The following is a 16,205-nucleotide window of genomic DNA, read 5'->3' as shown; positions in this document are numbered from 1 at the left end:
TTAGGGCCCCTAAGAGGGGCGTTGCAGTTCATGGCGTAGATCGTCCAGCTCGTTTCCGCCTGCCATCTGGCGTGTCAGCTCGTCCAGGGTGACCTCGTCACGCGCATACGCGCCCACCATGGCGCCGCGCTGCAGCAGCACGAACCTGTCCCCGACCAGGTACGCGTGGTGCGGGTTGTGGGTGATCAGGACAACACCCAGGCCCTGGTCGCGTGCCGCCGCCACATATTTGAGGACCACACCCGACTGCTTCACGCCCAGTGCCGCCGTCGGTTCGTCGAGGACCAGGACCTTCGCGCCGAAGTGGACCGCGCGGGCGATCGCCACGCACTGGCGTTCGCCGCCGGAGAGGGTGCCGATGGGCTGGTCGACGTCGCGCAGGTCGATGCCCATGCGGAGGAGTTCCGCGTGGGTGGTGCGGCGCATGTGGTCGACGTCCATGCGCTTGAACGGGGAGACACCCTTGCGCGGTTCGGAGCCGAGGAAGAAGTTGCGCCAGACCGGCATGAGGGGGACGACGGCCAGGTCCTGGTAGACGGTGGCGATGCCGCGGTCCAGGGCCTCGCGCGGCGAGGACAGGCGGGTCTCCTCGCCGTCGAGGGCGAGGGTGCCGCCGTCGTGCTGGTGCAGCCCGGCGATGATCTTGATGAGGGTGGACTTGCCCGCGCCGTTGTCGCCCAGGACGCAGGTGATCTCGCCGGCGTGCACCTGGAGGGACACGCCCTCGAGGGCGCGGACGTTGCCGTAGTTCTTGCTGACGTCGGACAGTTCGACGAGCGCGTCGCGTGCTGGGGTCTGCGTCACTTGGTGGCCTCCGCGCGCTTGCGGACCCAGGCGTTGAGCAGGGTCGCGAGGAGCAGCATCGCTCCGAGGAAGAACTTGAACCAGTCGGGGTTCCACTCGGCGAAGACGATGCCCTTGCTGGTCATGCCGAAGATGAACGCGCCGACCGCCGAGCCGACGGCGCTGCCGTAGCCGCCGGTGATCAGGCAGCCGCCGATGACGGCCGCGATGATGTAGATCAGCTCGTTGCCGACGCCCTCGCCGGACTGGACGACGTCGTAGGAGAAGAGCAGGTGCTGGCCCGAGATCCAGGCGCCGAGCCCCACGCCCATGTAGAGGCCGATCTTGGTCCTGGTGACCGGGACGCCGACCGCGCGGGCGGCGTCCTTGTTGCCGCCGACCGCGAAGATCCAGTTGCCGGCGCGGGTGCGCAGCAGGATCCAGCTGGCGACGGCGACCAGGGCGAGCCACCACAGGATGGTGACCTTGAAGCCGACTCCGCCGACGGTGATCGTGGAGGCGAAGACGTCGTGGGCGGAGGGGAAGCCCTCCATGTCGTCGATCGACTTGGTGGAGACGGTGCCGTCGATGAGCTTGGTGAAGCCCAGGTTCAGCCCGGTCAGCATCAGGAAGGTGCCGAGCGTGATGATGAAGCTGGGCAGTTTGGTGCGGGTGAGCATGAAGCCGTTGAAGGCGCCGATCGCCAGGGTGACCAGCAGGGAGACGCCGACGCCTACCCAGACGTTGGCGGTCATCTGGTAGCTGAACATCGACGACACCAGGGCCGACGAGGTGACCATGACGCCCGCGGACAGGTCGAACTCTCCGCCGATCATCAGCAGCGCCACCGGGACGGCCATGATGCCGATCGTGGAGGCGGCGTAGAGGACCGTGCTGAGGCTGGTGGCGCGCAGGAAGCTGTCGGCGAAGAACGCGAAGAAGACGAAGACGGCGATGGCGCCGACGACGGAGCCCAGCTCGGGACGGCCCAGGAGTTTCCGGAGCGGAGAGGTCCGCAGAATCCTTTCGTCATCCTCTTTCACCTGCGTGCCGCTCATCGCGTGCCCCGGTCCGTGTAGTCGGCCAGCGCGGCGGCGTCTTCCTTGGTGATGATCTGCGGCCCGGTGAGCACCGGGCGGCCGCCGCCGAGGACGTCGGCGTTGTACTTGTACAGCCACAGCAGGTCGACGGCCTCGTACCCCTGGAGGTAGGGCTGCTGGTCGACGGCGAAGCCGAGGGTGCCGTCCTCCAGTCCGGCGGCCACCTTGGCGTTGAGGTCGAAGGTGTCGATCTCGGCCTTGCTGCCGGCGCCCTGCTTGGCCTTCACCGCGGTGTCGGCGTAGGGGGCGCCGAGGGTGACCACGGCGTCGAGGGACTTGTCGGTCTGGAGCTTGGCCTCGATGGCGGACTGCACGTCCGGCATGCTGGTGCCGTTGACGTAGAGCCGCTGGACCTTGCCGTCGAAGGTCTTCTCCACGCCGTCGCAGCGCTGCTCGTGGCCGACGTTGCCCTGCTCGTGGAGCACGCAGATCGCCTGCTTGCGGCCCCGCTCGTTCAGCTCCTCGCCGACGGCCTCGCCCGCGATGGTCTCGTCCTGGCCCACGTGGGTGAGGGCGCCGAACTCCTTGGACTCCTCGGACCCGGAGTTCACCGTGATCACCGGGATGCCCGCCTTGCGCGCACGGGCGAGGGCGGACTTCATCGCGGCGGGCTTGGCCAGCGTGACGATGATGCCGTCGACCTTCTTGTCGACGGCCGCGTCCACGAGCTGGGCCTGCTGCTGTGCCTCGTCGTCGTGGGAGTACACGAAGTTGATGTTGTCCTTGACCGCGGCCTGCTCGGCGCCGCTCTGGACGATGTCCCAGAAGGTGTCGCCGTCACCCGAGTGGGTGATCATCGCGAAGGTCCAGCGGGGGGTGTTCACCGCCGCCTTCCCCTGGGCCGACGCGGCCTTGCGGGCGTCCTCGGCCCGCTTGCCGCCGGTGCTGCTGCACCCGGCCAGGGACACCGAAAGTGCCCCTGCCAGCGCGATGCCCACCCATGTCCGAAACCGTGCCACGAGGCCGTGCCCTTCTTGCTGTGCCGTGCTGTGCGTGCCGGGCGTTCACCGCGGCCCGGCCGGGGTCGGGAAACCCCAAACGCCCCATTGTCCGACACACAAGCGGAGCGCCTGCCTCCGGGGACCGGACGACGGTCACATTGTCCGGACATTGCGACGAACCCGCACGGCGGGCAGAGCCACCGGACGGAGCCGGTCAGGGCCGCACGAGCAGCTGGAACTCGAAGGAGTAGCGGGACGGCCGGTAGGTGTGGGTGCCGAGCTCGACCGAGCGTCCCGTGTCGTCGAACGTCGTGCGCTCCATGGTGAGCAGCGGGGCGCCCTCGTCCTCGCCGAGCCGCTCGGCCTCACCGGGGGTGGCGGCGCGGGCGCCGATGGACTGACGGGCGCTGTGCAGGGTGATCCCGGCGGCGCGCATCAGCCGGTAGAGGCCGGTGGCCTCCAGCTGGCCGGTGTCCAGGTCGAGGAGGCCGGGCGGCAGGTAGTTGCACAGGTACGCCATCGGCTCCCCGTGCGTCAGCCGCAGCCGCTCGATGCGGTGTACGTCGCTCTCCTCGGCGACGCCGAGCGCGGCGGCGACCTCGGCGGTCGCGGGGACGACGGTGTTGACCAGGACCTTCGTGGCCGGGCGCTGTCCCGCGGCCTCCAGGTCGTCGTAGAGGCTGCTCAGTTCCAGCGGGCGCCTGACCTTGCTGTGCACGACCTGGGTGCCGACGCCGCGGCGGCGCACGAGCAGGCCCTTGTCGACGAGCGACTGGATGGCCTGACGGACGGTGGGCCGGGACAGACCGAGCCGCGCGGCCAGCTCGATCTCGTTGCCCAGCAGACTCCCGGGGGTCAGCGCGCCGTGCTCGATCGCCGCCTCCAGCTGCTGCGACAGCTGGAAGTACAGCGGCACGGGGCTGCTGCGATCCACGCTGAGGTCCAGCGACACGGTCGGGTCCACTTCTGGTTTCGGCACGGGCCGAGCGTAGCTCCGTGCGCAGATGACGGGAAGTTGTGTAGTTCGATTGTCCGGACATACGCATTGACAGGGAGCGGCTGTGAGCCCACTTTGATTCCATGCGCATCGGGGTCATCGGAACGGGCCGCATCGGCACCGTTCACGCCAACACGCTCAGCCGCCATCGCGACGTCGGATCCCTGATCCTCACGGACGCCGACATCGCGCGGGCCCAGGACCTGGCCCATCGGCTGGGCGAGACGGCGGCACCAGGAGTGGACGAGATCTTCCAGTGGGGTGTGGACGCAGTGGTGATCACCACGGCGACGCCGGCCCACGCCGAACTGATCGGCCGGGCGGCACGCTCGGGGTTACCGGTGTTCTGCGAGAAGCCCATCGCGCTGGACCTGCCCGGCACGCTCCAGGCGATCGCCGAGGTGGAGGCGGCCGGGACGATCCTCCAGATGGGCTTCCAGCGACGCTTCGACACCGGCTACACGGGCGCCCGGGAGGCGGTGCGGTCCGGGCGGCTCGGCCGGCTGCACACCGTCCGGGCGGTGACCAGCGACCAGACGCCCCCGCCGGCCCGGTACCTGCCGCAGTCCGGCGGGCTCTACCGGGACACGCTCATCCACGACTTCGACGTCCTGCGCTGGGTGACCGGGCGGGAGGTCGTCGACGTGTACGCCGCAGGATCCGACGCCGGACCGACGATGTTCCGGGCGGCGGACGACGTGGACACGGGCGCGGCCCTGCTCACACTGGACGACGGCACGCTGGCCACGGCGACCGCGACGCGGCTGAACGGGGCGGGATACGACGTCCGCATGGAGCTGGCCGGGGAGCTGGACCAGATCGTGGTCGGCCTGGACGACCGTACGCCGATCGCGTCGACCGAACCGACCGGGCCACCGGCCGCGGACAAGCCGTGGACCGGCTTCGTCGAGCGCTTCGGGCCCGCCTACGAGGCGGAGCTGGCCGTGTTCGTGGAGGTGGTGCGCGGCGAGCGGGCCAACCCCTGCGACGGGCGCGAGGCGCTGCAGGCCCTGCGGATCGCCGAGGCCTGTGACATCTCCCGCCGCGAGCGCAGACCCGTACGGCTGGCGGAGGTGCCGGGGGCCGCGGCCCCCGTGGCGGGCTGAACCGGCGCGCCCACCGACTACTGCCCGTCCTCCTGGTACTCCTCCAGGAGTCCCGCGTCGTACGCCAGCAAGGCGATCTGGACCCGGTTGTCGAGGTCGAGCTTGGCCAGGACGCGGGAGACGTGCGTCTTGACGGTGGCGACGCTCATGTACAGCTCCCCCGCGATGGCGGCGTTGGCCATGCCCCGGCCGACCGCGACGGCGACCTCGCGTTCGCGGTCGTTGAGGGCGGCGATGCGCTCCCGCGCGCGCGTGCGGCGCGTGTCGGCGGCGCCCCCGGCCGCGTGCTCCATGAGCCGCCGGGTCACGGCGGGCGACAGGACGGGGTCGCCGGCCGCGACCCTGCGCACCGCGTCGAGGATCTCCGCGGGCGGGGTGTCCTTGAGGACGAACCCCGCGGCGCCGGCGCGCAGGGCCCGCAGCACCTGCTCGTCCGCGTGGAAGGTGGTGAGCACGACGATCTGCGGGGCGTCCGCGCGGCCCCGCAGCCGCTCGGTCGCCGTCAGGCCGTCCACCACCGGCATCCGGATGTCCATGAGGACGACGTCCGGGCGGGTGCGGTCGACGAGCGCCTCGACCTCGTCGCCGTCGGCGGCCTCACCAACGATCTCCACGTCATCGGCGCCGCCCAGCATCAGGGACAACCCGGCCCGCACCAGCGGGTCGTCGTCGACGAGGAGCAGTCTGATCGCAGTCATGGGGCAAACGTAATCACGGCCGCCGGGAACCGACTTCGCCCCCGTGGTGACGGCGGCCCGGCCACCGGGCGCCGCCTCACCCCCACGGCAGCCGTGCCCGTACCTCGAAGCCGCCCCCGGGTGTGGGGCCGTGTTCCAGGGTGCCGCCCGCGAGCGAGGCCCGCTCACTCAGCCCGATCAGGCCCTGCCCGGATCCGGGCACGTGGGGCACCTCGCCCTCGGGTGGGGCGTTGCGCACCGACATGGCGAGTCCGTCGCCCGGCGCTCCGGTGACCGAGACGGTGACCTCGGTGCCGGGGGCGTGCTTGCGCGCGTTGGTCAGCGCCTCCTGGGCGATGCGGTAGGCGGTGCGGCCGACGGAGGCGGGGACCGCGCCGGGGTCGGTGACGCGGCCCGCGAGGGCGACCTTCATGCCGGCCGCACGGGACTCGGCGACCAGTGCGTCGAGCGCCGCGAGGGTCGGCTGGGGGCGGCCCGCGTCGTCGGACTCCCCCGCCCGCAGTACGCCGATGATCTCCCGCAGGTCCTGGAGGGCATCGTGCGCGCTCTCGCGGATGACACCGGCCGCCCGCGCCACGTCCTCGCGGGGCGCGTCGGGCCGGAACTCCAGGGCGCCCGCGTGCACGCTGAGCAGCGTCAGCCGGTGCGCCAGGACGTCGTGCATCTCGCGGGCGATGGCCTCCCGGGCCAGCCGCTGCGCCTGTTCGGCCCGCAGCCGCGCCTCGGCCTCGGCGTGCCGGGCACGGTCGCGCAGGCTGAGCAGGAGCCGGCGCTTGGACCGTGCGAGCAGGCCCCATCCGATGACGACGACGGCGAGCAGGAAGGCGATCAGGAGCGACGCCAGGTACGGCAGGCCGGGTTCGGGGCGCATCCAGTAGTACAGGGGCGTCAGGGCGAGGCTCGCGCCGCCGAGCCAGGCCACGTACCGGAAGGGCCGGTGCACGGCGAGGCTGAACAGGGCGGCGAGCACCGCGCCTCCCGCCGTGGCCGAGAACAGGGAGACCGGCACCATCACCGCGGCCAGCCCGACCGGCCAGCGGCGACGCAACCACAGGGCGGCGCAGGCCAGGGCGCCGATCACCTGGTCGGCGGCCGCCATGGTGGGCGAGAGGCCGGCCTCCTGGTCGAGTGAGTCGGCGGCCATCAATCCGACGGCGACGGCGAGCAGGAAGCACGTGAAGTCGACGACCCAGTCGCGCGCGGTGCGCCGCGGCCTTCCACCGGGCGGCCCCGACCGCGGGTACAGGTCCTCGACCACGGCCGCGGGCAGCGCCCAGCGGCGCCCCGCGTACGCGAGGGGTTCGGTGGCCTGCTCATCACTCTTCACAGTCGACAAATCTACGCAGCCCGTGCGGGAGCCACCCCCACGAGAAGGGGATCGCCGACCAAAGTCGCCGAAGCGGCGACTTCGGTCGCGGCGGACCGCGCGTGCCGGAGCCTTCCGTCGTCCGGAGCCCGCCCCGCGGCCGATGCGTGTGGGGGTACCGCGGGGCGAGAGTCGGCGCCATGAAGGAATTGCTGGAGTTCCTGGGCCTGATGGCCGTGATCCAGGGCGTGATGGGCCTGGTGCACGAGTTCACCGACTGGAACCTGGGGCTGGTGCAGCGGATCGGTTTCCTCGACGGCTACGGGCTGTACGCGAGCGTCGCGCTGCTGGCTCTCGGCGTGGCGCTGTTCGCCGCCGCCGAGAGCCGCAAACCCGGGTGAGAGAACCGTTTCCGCTTCTCAGCAGCCGTGGTCGACGAGGTCGAACGACGCGTAGTGGTCGGCCGTGTAGTAGTCCTCCTGGTTCTCCTCACCGGTGACGATGCGCCGGGCTCCGCGGGTGTCTGAGCCCGGCGTGATCACCGTGTACTCGTGGTAGTAGCCGGTGGACTGGCTGGGCAGGATGCCCTCCCGGTTCTGGAAGACGGTCCCGTCCTGCTCGTACGGGTAGGGACCGCCCTGCTCGATCAGGTCGAGCGTGTCGTGCGCCTGGGAGGGCAGGTCGCTGTAACAGATGTCGCCGACCGCCGTTGGTGCGGCGCCCGCCGTGGTCGCGGAGACGGTGCCGCCCACGAGGAGGGCGGACAGGACTGCGGCTGCTGCGCCGAGCCGAGCGGCGCGTGGGGGGAATCGCATGCCTCATGATGACGCGCGTAGACAGTGGCATGTCAATGACAAGACCGTGGAGTTTCCCGGGACGTCATATGTGTTTTCGGCGTGTTCACACCCCGGCCAACGGCGGCTCAGGCCTGCTCCGGCAGTTCGTAGGAGCCGTACTCGGGCCGCCCGGCCAGGTCGTAGGACTGGATGGAGACGCCCGCGGCCGTGACGCGCCCGCCGGTGTGCCGGAAGGCGGTCGGCAGGGCGCCCTCGGTGAAGAGGCGGCGGCCGGCGCCGAGCACCACGGGGAAGGTCAGCAGGTGCACGGTGTCGACGAGGTCGAGCGCCAGCAGGGACCCGGCGAGGGCTCCGCTGCCGTGCACCTGGAGTTCGCCGTCGGTGCGCTCCTTGAGCGCGGTGACCTCCTTGGCGAGGTCGCCGTCGATCACGGTGGTGCCCGCCCAGCCGGGGTCGGTGAGGGTGGTGGAGGCGACGTACTTCGGCAGGGCGTTCAGCTTGGCGGCGACGGGATCGGCCGGGTCGGTCGTCTTCGGCCAGTGGGAGGCGAAGATCTGGTACGTGCGGCGGCCGAGGAGGAAGGCGCCGACGCGGCCGAAGACCTCGTCGACGAACCGGCCGAAGTCCTCGTCGCCGTACGGGACGCTCCAGCCGCCGTGTTCGAAGCCGTCGCGGGTGTCCTCGTGGGGGCCGCCGGGGGCCTGGTAGACGCCGTCGAGCGTGATGAAGGTGGTGAGTACGAGCCTGCCCATGACGGGTGCCTGCCTTTCGGTGCGGTGGAGTCCGCTGTCGAGGGTTGAGACCGTGCGGGAGCCGGCGACTCATCGGTGAGGTCGACGTCCGTTCGCCGCCAGCGTGGGCGCGGCCCGCCCGGTGGGATGGAGCCATGAACACGAACACGAACCCACCCGCACACTTCCCGGCCCCCCTGACCGGCCGGACGGCCCTCGTGACCGGCGGCAGCCGGGGCATCGGCGCGGCGACCGCCCTGCGGCTCGCACGGGAGGGCGCGGACGTGGCCGTCACCTACGTGAACGGCAAGGACGCGGCCGAGGACGTCGTACGGGCCGTCGAGGCCCTGGGGCGCCGGGCGGTTGCCCTGCGGGCGGACTCCGCCGACGCGGACGAGGCGGCGGGGGCGGTCGAGCGGGCCGCGCAGGCGCTCGGCGGCGGCCTCGACGTGCTGGTCAACAACGTGGGCCTGGGGCTGTTGGGCCCGCTGGAGAGCTTGTCCCTGACCGACGTGGACCGGCTGCTGGCCGTGAACGTCCGCGGTGTCTTCCTTGCCTCCCAGGCGGCCGCGGCCCGCATGACCGAGGGCGGGCGGATCATCACCGTCGGCACCTGCATGTCCCAGCGGGTGCCCGGCCCCGGCGGCACGCTGTACGCCATGAGCAAGTCGGCGCTGATCGGACTGACCAAGGCCCTGGCCAGGGAGTTGGGCCCGCGCGGCATCACGGCGAACATCGTGCACCCGGGGCCGATCGACACCGACATGAACCCGGCGGACGGCCCCTACGCCGACGGGCAGGCGGCCATGACCGCGCTGGGCCGCTTCGGCACGGCGGACGAGGTGGCGTCGACGGTGGCCTACCTGGCGACCGCCTCCTACGTCACCGGCGCGGAGTTCGCGGTGGACGGCGGCCACGCGGCGTAGCCGTCGCCCCGGCCCCGCGCCCACATGCCGTGGGGGCGCCCACACGACGCGGCGACAGCCCGGACGGGGCGCCTGCACGCCGCGACGGCAACCCGCAGGCGGCGCCCACGCGGCGTGACAACAACCCGCAGGCCGCGACCAGGCGCCTTAACAGCAAGCCGCAGGCCAACTCCGCGCGGCGCAGCGGTAACCCGGAGGCAACGCCCGCGCGGCGTGGCAGACCTCGGGGCGCTGCCACCCCCCGGAACGTACGTACGCGCGGAGCGCACCGGTGCTGTCCGGTCGGGGCGCCCCGCGCGGGTTCGGGAGGGGTGGGTCAGCCGCCCAGTTCCTGGTGGCGGGCGGCGAGGTGGGCGGTGCCGTCCTGCGTGAGGGAGCCGAACAGCCGCAGGCGGGAGATGCCGCCGTCGGGGAAGATGTCCACGCGCGCGTGCGTGCCGACGGCCGCCTCCGGCAGGACGAAGCGGTGGTTGGTGTCGGGCTGGAGCCGGGTGCGCGGGAGCACCTCGCGCCACTCGTCCGCCTCGCCGTTCTTGACGGAGACGGACGCCCAGCCGGCGCTGTTGCCCTTGAGGTACGCCGTGTCGATCTCGATCGCGCGGATCTGCGAGCGGTCCACCAGGCGGTACTGGATCCAGTCGTTGCCCCGGTCGCGGCGGCGGCGGGTCTCCCAGCCGTCGTCCATCTTGCGGGAGCGGCCCGGCTGGATGGTGTTGGTGGCCGGTGAGTAGAAGAGGTTGGAGGCGTCCTCGACCTGGCCGCCGTTCTCCAGGGCGACCACGTCGAAGGTGCCGAGGGCGGTCAGCCAGGCGGGGTCCGGGACGACCTCGCCGTAGACGCGCAGGCGGGCGATGCCGCCGTCGGGGTGCTGTCGCAGCCGCAGGTGGGTGAAGCGCTGCTCGGCCGAGACGGCGAAGCCGTTGGCGGCGTGGCCGCCGACCGGGGTGCGCGGGACGAGGGTCGTCCACTTCACGTCGTCCGCGAGCAGTTCCCCGGGGGACGGGGAGCCCGCGACCGAGGTGCCCTCGACGGAGACGGCCTGCGGGTAGTTGCCGCGGAAGTGGGCGGTGTCGACGACGATGCCGCGGATCACGCCGGGGGCACCGAGGCGGACCAGCGCCCAGTCGTGGTCGTCCTCGGTGGGCCAGGGGTGCTCGGCGGAGGCGCCGCGCCGCCGGCGGGTCTCCCAGCCGTCCATGACCTTGCCCTTGTGCCCGAAGTGCTCGGGGTCGAACTCGACGGGCCCGGGTACCAGCAGGTTCTCGCGCTGGGCGAAGAACTCGTCGTTGGCGGCGACGACACCCGCGCCGAGCTGCCGGTCGGCAAGGTTGGCGTACTGGGTGAAGGGGAGGTCTGCGGTGCGGTAGTCCGCGTACGGGTCGCCGCCTCCGTAGGGGTTCGCGTCGCCGGTGAAGCTGGCCAACGAGGTGTTCTGCCGGTCCGTCACGGTGATCAGGTGTTCCTTTCGGGTCGTTCGGGGTGGACTGGATTCAGGGGGTCCGGGCGTGTCGGGCCCGGTCGAGGAGCTGTCCCTTCGGCTCGGTGAACGCGCCGTCCGTCACGATGCGCGTGCCGCGCAGCCAGGTGGACTTCACGACGCCGTACAGGGTCTTGCCCGCGTACGCGGTGACGCGGTTGCGGTGCTGGAGTGCGGCCGGGTCGACGGTGAACGTCTCGTCGGGGGCGAGGACGGCGAAGTCGGCGTCGTGGCCGGCCGCGATGGCGCCCTTGCGCCCGTCGAGCCCCACCAGCCGTGCCGTCCGCGCCGACATCCAGCGCGCGATGTCCTCCAGGCCGAGGCCGCGCTCGCGGGCCGCGGTCCACATGGCCGGCAGGCTGAGCTGGAGGCCTGCGATGCCGCCCCAGGCGGTGGCGAAGTCGTCGGTCTTGAGGTCGGCGGTGGACGGCGAGTGGTCGGTGACGACGCAGTCGATGGTGCCGTCGGCCAGCGCCTGCCACAGCAGGTCCTGGTTGGCGGCCTCGCGGATCGGCGGGCAGCACTTGAACTCGCTGGCGCCGTCCGGCACTTCCTCGGCGGTGAGGGTGAGGTAGTGCGGGCAGGTCTCGACCGTCACCCGTACGCCCTCGGCGCGGGCCCCGGCGATCAGCGGCAGGGCGTCGCTGGAGGACAGGTGGAGCACGTGCACCCGCGCGTTGAGCCGCTTCGCCTGCGCGAGGAGGGTGGCGATCGCGGTGTCCTCGGCGTCGCGCGGGCGGCTGGCGAGGAAGTGGGTGTACTTGGGACCGCCCTGCTGCGGGGCGGCGGCCAGGTGGTGCGGGTCCTCGGCGTGCACGATCAGCAGGCCGTCGAAGGCGGCGATCTCCGCCAGCGACCGGGCGAGCTGCTCCGGATCGAGGTGCGGGAACTCGTCCACGCCCGACGGCGACAGGAACGCCTTGAAGCCGAAGACCCCGGCCTCGTGCAGCGGGCGCAGGTCCTTGACGTTGTCGGGCAGGGCGCCGCCCCAGAAGCCGACGTCGATGTGGGCCTTGTCGGCGGCGACCTCGCGCTTGGTGCGCAGGTTGTCGACCGTGGTGGTCGGCGGGATGGAGTTGAGCGGCATGTCGACGAGGGTGGTGATGCCGCCGGCCGCCGCGGCGCGGGTGGCGGTCCAGAAGCCCTCCCACTCGGTGCGGCCGGGGTCGTTCACGTGCACATGGGTGTCGACCAGGCCGGGCAGGACGACGTGGTCGCCGACGTCCTCGAGCCGGGCGCCCGCCGGCAGGGGGGCGTCGTACGGCAGGACGGCCGTGATCTTCTCGCCGGTCACCGCGATCGACGCGGCGCGTGTCCCCTCGGGAGTGACGACGCGCGTCGAGCGCAGCACCAGTTCAGCTTCGGACACCGAATCCCCTTCTCTGCTCTCTGCCGCCGATTTCAACGTTCTGTTGAAGGAGTCTTCATTCCCGGCTCCACCCCGTCAAGAGGCACCCTTTGTGACGGCCTTTGTGACGGCATGCCCAATGACCCCGCCCTGGACGTTTCCACAAAGCGGAATTAGACTTCCAGCAAGCAGAACGTAGCTACGTACAAGCCGGTAGTCAACCGGCCGCCGGGTACGCTTCTTTCTCCCGCCAGCCCCGAAAGGAACGTGCCGTGCCGACGTCCAGCGCCAGCACCACCGACTCCGCCAGGTCCGCCACAGGCGGCGTCCAGTCCCTGGAGCGCGCCTTCGACCTGCTCGAACGGATGGCGGACGCGGGCGGCGAGGTCGGCCTGAGCGAGCTGTCCGCCAGCAGCGGCCTGCCACTGCCGACCATCCACCGCCTGATGCGTACGCTCGTGGCCTGCGGATACGTACGCCAGCAGCCCAACCGCCGCTACGCGCTGGGCCCCCGCCTGATCCGCCTCGGCGAGTCCGCGGGCCGGCTGCTCGGCACCTGGGCCCGCCCGCACCTGGCCCGCCTGGTCGAGGAGACCGGCGAGACGGCGAACATGGCGCTGCTCGACGGGGACGAGATCGTGTACGTCGCGCAGGTGCCGTCCAAGCACTCGATGCGCATGTTCACCGAGGTCGGCCGGCGCGTCCTGCCGCACTCCACCGGCGTCGGCAAGGCGCTGCTCGCGGACTTCCCGGCGGAGGAGGTGCGGGCCCTGCTGGGCCGTACCGGCATGCCGGCCGCGACCGACAAGACGATCACCACGCCGGACGGTTTCATCGCGGCGCTGGAGGACGTCCGGCGTCAGGGCTACGCGATCGACGACAACGAGCAGGAGATCGGCGTCCGCTGCCTGGCCGTCTCCGTGCCGGACTCCCCCACCGCGGCGGCCATCTCCATCTCCGGCCCGGCCGGCCGGGTCACGGAGAGCGCGACCGACCGGATCGTGCCGCTGCTCCAGCAGGTGGCGGCGGAGCTGTCGGAGGCCCTGCTGGCCTCGAACGGCAACCCGGCCGCCTGACCGGCGCCCGCGCGCCGCGGGCTCAGCGGCGCGGCGGGTCCCCGAACAGTTCCACGGCGTGGCGGACCTCCGTCAGCCCCGGCTTCAGGGCGCTGACGGAGCCGATCGCGCCGGCTATCAGCAGCAGCGAGCGGCGCAGTCGCGGCGCCTCGGGGACACCGTGACCCGCCATCGCGGCGAGGTCGGCCAGTTCGTCCTCCGCGATCGCCCGGTCCGGGAAGTCGGCAGGCAGCAGAGCGAGTTGGCGGCGCAGCCGGGACACCGCGGTCCGCAGTGCGGCCACTCTCACGTCCTCGTCGCCGACGGTCACTTGCCTCTGCCCCAAGCTACGCAACACAGCCCTCCCCCTCACACCCCGTTGTGCGCGGGCCAGTAAACGCCACCCCGCGCCGGACGCGCCAGCGCGCGGACCGAAATTCAGTCTCCGAAAACCCGCGCACGCCGGAGCGTTTGGCGGGCGGTCAGGTATGCAGGACGCATGACGGACATCGAAGACCAGGTGGCGGGGCTGGTGCTGGCCGCCGGAGGCGGACGGCGACTCGGCGGCCGACCCAAGGCACTGCTCGAACACCGTGGACATCCGCTCGTCGAACACGCGGTCGACGTCTTGCGCGCGGCCGGCTGCGCCCGCGTCCACGTCGTACTGGGCGCGCGGGCCGAGGAGGTGCGGGCGCGGGCGGCGCTCGATGGCTGCGTGCTGGTGGACAACCCCGAGTGGGAGCAGGGCATGGGGTCCTCGCTCCGGGCCGGGCTCGGTTCGCTGGCCGAAACGGCTACGCGGGCGGCGCTGATCTCGCTGGTGGACCAGCCCGGCATCGGCGCGGCGGCGATGGGCCGGGTGCGGGCCGGGTACCAGGACGAGACGTCGCTGGTCTCGGCGGCGTACGCGGGCGTGCGCGGGCATCCCGTGCTGCTCGGCGCCGCGCACTGGGCGGGGATCGCGGCGACTGCCACCGGGGACCGGGGGGCACGCGCCTATCTGAGGGAACACGAGGCGGAGCTCGCACTCGTGGAGTGCGGGGACGTGGCGCGCCCGTACGACATCGACACGGAGGCCGACCTGGTCCACCTTGAGTGAAGGGCGTGGCACCGAGCGCCACCTTCCCTCGACTCAGAGAATCTCGACATCAACAAACCATTGAAGTTCCACGATGAGGAAACTACTATCCACTGACCAGAGGCACCCCGCCGCGTCGTGGGTGCGCAATGCCCCATACGTGCCCGTTGGCACCCGGTGCCACCGCTGAAGGAAGTGACAGCTCATGTCCGCACCAGCGCCGTCCCCGCTGGCCATCGTCGACGCCGAGCCCCTGCCCCGGCAGGAGGAGGTCCTCACCGACGCGGCGCTCGCCTTCGTGGCCGAGCTGCACCGGCGGTTCACGCCCCGGCGTGACGAGCTCCTCGCCCGCCGTGCGGAGCGCCGCGCCGAGATCGCCCGCACCTCCACGCTCGACTTCCTCCCCCAGACCGCCGCGATCCGCGCGGACGACTCCTGGAAGGTCGCCCCGGCCCCGGCCGCGCTGCAGGACCGCCGGGTCGAGATCACCGGCCCGACCGACCGCAAGATGACGATCAACGCGCTCAACTCGGGCGCGAGGGTCTGGCTCGCGGACTTCGAGGACGCCTCCGCGCCGACCTGGGAGAACGTCGTCCTCGGCCAGCTCAACCTGACCTCCGCGTACCACCGGGGCATCGACTACACCGACGAGCGCACCGGCAAGTCCTACGCCCTGCGCCCGGACGCCGAGTTGGCGACGGTCGTCATGCGCCCGCGCGGCTGGCACCTCGACGAGCGTCACCTCCAGGTGGACGGCCGCCCCGTCCCCGGCGCCCTGGTCGACTTCGGGCTGTACTTCTTCCACAACGCCCAGCGCCTGATCGACCTCGGCAAGGGCCCGTACTTCTACCTCCCGAAGACGGAGTCCCACCTGGAGGCCCGCCTCTGGAACGAGGTCTTCGTCTTCGCGCAGGACTACGTCGGCATCCCGCAGGGCACGGTGCGCGCCACCGTCCTGATCGAGACGATCACGGCCGCGTACGAGATGGAGGAGATCCTCTACGAACTGCGCGACCACGCCTCCGGGTTGAACGCGGGCCGCTGGGACTACCTGTTCTCCATCGTCAAGAACTTCCGGGACGGCGGCGCCAAGTTCGTCCTGCCGGACCGCAACGCGGTGACGATGACCGCCCCGTTCATGCGGGCGTACACCGAACTCCTCGTCCGCACCTGTCACAAGCGGGGCGCGCACGCGATCGGCGGCATGGCGGCGTTCATCCCCTCGCGTCGCGACGCCGAGGTCAACAAGGTCGCCTTCGAGAAGGTCCGCGCCGACAAGGACCGTGAGGCCGGCGACGGCTTCGACGGCTCCTGGGTCGCCCACCCCGACCTGGTCCCGATCGCCATGGAGTCCTTCGACAAGGTCCTCGGCGACCGTCCCAACCAGAAGGACCGGCTGCGCGAGGACGTCGACGTGAAGGCGGCCGACCTGATCGCGGTCGACTCCCTGGAGGCCAAGCCGACGTACGCGGGTCTGGTCAACGCCGTGCAGGTCGGCATTCGTTACATCGAGGCGTGGCTGCGCGGACTCGGCGCGGTCGCCATCTTCAACCTGATGGAGGACGCGGCCACCGCCGAGATCTCCCGCTCGCAGATCTGGCAGTGGATCAACGCGGAGGTCGTCCTCGACAACGGCGAGCAGGTCACCGCCGAACTGGCCCGCAAGGTCGCCGCCGAGGAGCTGGCGAACATCCGCGCCGAGATCGGCGACGAGGCCTTCGCGGCCGGAAACTGGCAGCAGGCCCACGACCTGCTGCTGACCGTCTCCCTCGACGAGGACTACGCCGACTTCCTGACGCTGCCGGCGTACGAGCAGCTGAAGGGCTGACGCCGCACGCGCTCGATACGCGCTCCACGCGTCC

The 16,205-nt window shown here is 71.7% G+C and carries 17 protein-coding genes; 6 read left to right on the top strand and 11 right to left on the bottom strand.

Annotated elements, in window-relative coordinates:
* Positions 1-9: 9 nt before the first annotated feature.
* The 4 genes from ACGH7X_RS31605 to ACGH7X_RS31590 form a co-directional block, all read right to left on the bottom strand.
* On the bottom strand, positions 10-804 hold the full coding sequence (locus ACGH7X_RS31605) for an ATP-binding cassette domain-containing protein (protein ID WP_399891541.1): 795 nt from the start codon (positions 802-804) through the stop codon (positions 10-12).
* Entirely contained in the window at positions 801-1,841 is a 1,041-nt protein-coding gene (locus ACGH7X_RS31600; RefSeq protein ID WP_399891538.1) for an ABC transporter permease, read from the bottom strand. Before ACGH7X_RS31600 ends, ACGH7X_RS31605 begins: the two co-directional genes overlap by 4 nt.
* A complete protein-coding gene (locus ACGH7X_RS31595) occupies positions 1,838-2,842 on the bottom strand; it encodes a sugar ABC transporter substrate-binding protein (protein ID WP_399891536.1) in 1,005 nt (334 codons plus the stop codon). The genes ACGH7X_RS31600 and ACGH7X_RS31595 overlap by 4 nt, the downstream gene beginning before the upstream one ends.
* A gap of 196 nt (positions 2,843-3,038) precedes the next feature.
* Complete coding sequence (locus tag ACGH7X_RS31590; RefSeq protein WP_399897458.1) at positions 3,039-3,776, bottom strand: myo-inositol degradation transcriptional regulator; 738 nt, start codon at positions 3,774-3,776, stop codon at positions 3,039-3,041.
* Positions 3,777-3,904: 128 nt separating this feature from the next.
* Between ACGH7X_RS31590 and ACGH7X_RS31585 the strand changes: the two genes are divergently transcribed.
* A complete protein-coding gene (locus ACGH7X_RS31585) occupies positions 3,905-4,927 on the top strand; it encodes a Gfo/Idh/MocA family oxidoreductase (RefSeq protein ID WP_399891533.1) in 1,023 nt (340 codons plus the stop codon).
* Between the two features lie 17 nt (positions 4,928-4,944).
* On the opposite strand, the gene ACGH7X_RS31580 is transcribed toward ACGH7X_RS31585, so the two are convergent.
* Together ACGH7X_RS31580 and ACGH7X_RS31575 are read right to left on the bottom strand one after the other, a co-directional pair.
* Complete coding sequence (locus ACGH7X_RS31580; protein WP_399891530.1) at positions 4,945-5,625, bottom strand: response regulator; 681 nt, start codon at positions 5,623-5,625, stop codon at positions 4,945-4,947.
* Positions 5,626-5,701: 76 nt separating this feature from the next.
* A complete protein-coding gene (locus ACGH7X_RS31575) occupies positions 5,702-6,961 on the bottom strand; it encodes a histidine kinase (protein WP_399891527.1) in 1,260 nt (419 codons plus the stop codon).
* Between the two features lie 170 nt (positions 6,962-7,131).
* Between ACGH7X_RS31575 and ACGH7X_RS31570 the strand changes: the two genes are divergently transcribed.
* A complete protein-coding gene (locus ACGH7X_RS31570; RefSeq protein WP_399891524.1) occupies positions 7,132-7,332 on the top strand; it encodes a hypothetical protein in 201 nt (66 codons plus the stop codon).
* 18 nt (positions 7,333-7,350) lie between these two features.
* Here the strand turns inward: ACGH7X_RS31570 and ACGH7X_RS31565 are convergent, their stop codons facing one another.
* Both ACGH7X_RS31565 and ACGH7X_RS31560 read right to left on the bottom strand, forming a co-directional pair.
* Positions 7,351-7,746 carry a ribonuclease domain-containing protein gene (locus tag ACGH7X_RS31565; RefSeq protein ID WP_399891522.1) on the bottom strand — a complete coding sequence of 132 codons (396 nt, stop codon included), beginning with the start codon at positions 7,744-7,746 and terminating at the stop codon, positions 7,351-7,353.
* A 107-nt stretch (positions 7,747-7,853) separates the two neighbouring features.
* On the bottom strand, positions 7,854-8,480 hold the full coding sequence (locus ACGH7X_RS31560; RefSeq protein WP_399891519.1) for a dihydrofolate reductase family protein: 627 nt from the start codon (positions 8,478-8,480) through the stop codon (positions 7,854-7,856).
* A gap of 134 nt (positions 8,481-8,614) precedes the next feature.
* On the opposite strand from ACGH7X_RS31560, the gene ACGH7X_RS31555 reads away from it, so the two are divergent.
* Positions 8,615-9,385, top strand: a complete 771-nt coding sequence (locus ACGH7X_RS31555; RefSeq protein WP_399891516.1) for an SDR family oxidoreductase — start codon at positions 8,615-8,617, stop codon at positions 9,383-9,385.
* A gap of 316 nt (positions 9,386-9,701) precedes the next feature.
* Here the strand turns inward: ACGH7X_RS31555 and alc are convergent, their stop codons facing one another.
* Both alc and allB read right to left on the bottom strand, forming a co-directional pair.
* Positions 9,702-10,832, bottom strand: coding sequence for an allantoicase (gene alc, locus ACGH7X_RS31550; RefSeq protein ID WP_399891513.1), 1,131 nt, complete (start codon positions 10,830-10,832; stop codon positions 9,702-9,704).
* A gap of 43 nt (positions 10,833-10,875) precedes the next feature.
* On the bottom strand, positions 10,876-12,231 hold the full coding sequence (gene allB, locus ACGH7X_RS31545) for an allantoinase AllB (protein WP_399891510.1): 1,356 nt from the start codon (positions 12,229-12,231) through the stop codon (positions 10,876-10,878).
* 251 nt (positions 12,232-12,482) lie between these two features.
* Here allB and allR point away from each other — a divergent pair, with 251 nt between their 5' ends.
* A complete protein-coding gene (allR, locus tag ACGH7X_RS31540; protein WP_399891507.1) occupies positions 12,483-13,286 on the top strand; it encodes an allantoin degradation transcriptional regulator AllR in 804 nt (267 codons plus the stop codon).
* 22 nt (positions 13,287-13,308) lie between these two features.
* Here the strand turns inward: allR and ACGH7X_RS31535 are convergent, their stop codons facing one another.
* Positions 13,309-13,623: a DUF5955 family protein gene (locus ACGH7X_RS31535; RefSeq protein ID WP_217165441.1), complete on the bottom strand. Its 315-nt coding sequence runs from the start codon at positions 13,621-13,623 to the stop codon at positions 13,309-13,311.
* A 141-nt stretch (positions 13,624-13,764) separates the two neighbouring features.
* On the opposite strand from ACGH7X_RS31535, the gene ACGH7X_RS31530 reads away from it, so the two are divergent.
* Entirely contained in the window at positions 13,765-14,364 is a 600-nt protein-coding gene (locus ACGH7X_RS31530) for an NTP transferase domain-containing protein (protein WP_399891504.1), read from the top strand.
* A gap of 184 nt (positions 14,365-14,548) precedes the next feature.
* Positions 14,549-16,171 carry a malate synthase A gene (gene aceB, locus ACGH7X_RS31525; RefSeq protein ID WP_399891501.1) on the top strand — a complete coding sequence of 541 codons (1,623 nt, stop codon included), beginning with the start codon at positions 14,549-14,551 and terminating at the stop codon, positions 16,169-16,171.
* The last annotated feature ends 34 nt before the right edge of the window (positions 16,172-16,205 follow it).

Origin of the sequence: Streptomyces sp. BBFR51 (assembly GCF_044591655.1) — a bacterium.
Lineage (GTDB): Bacteria > Actinomycetota > Actinomycetes > Streptomycetales > Streptomycetaceae > Streptomyces.
This window is presented reverse-complemented; position numbering and strand designations above follow the sequence as displayed.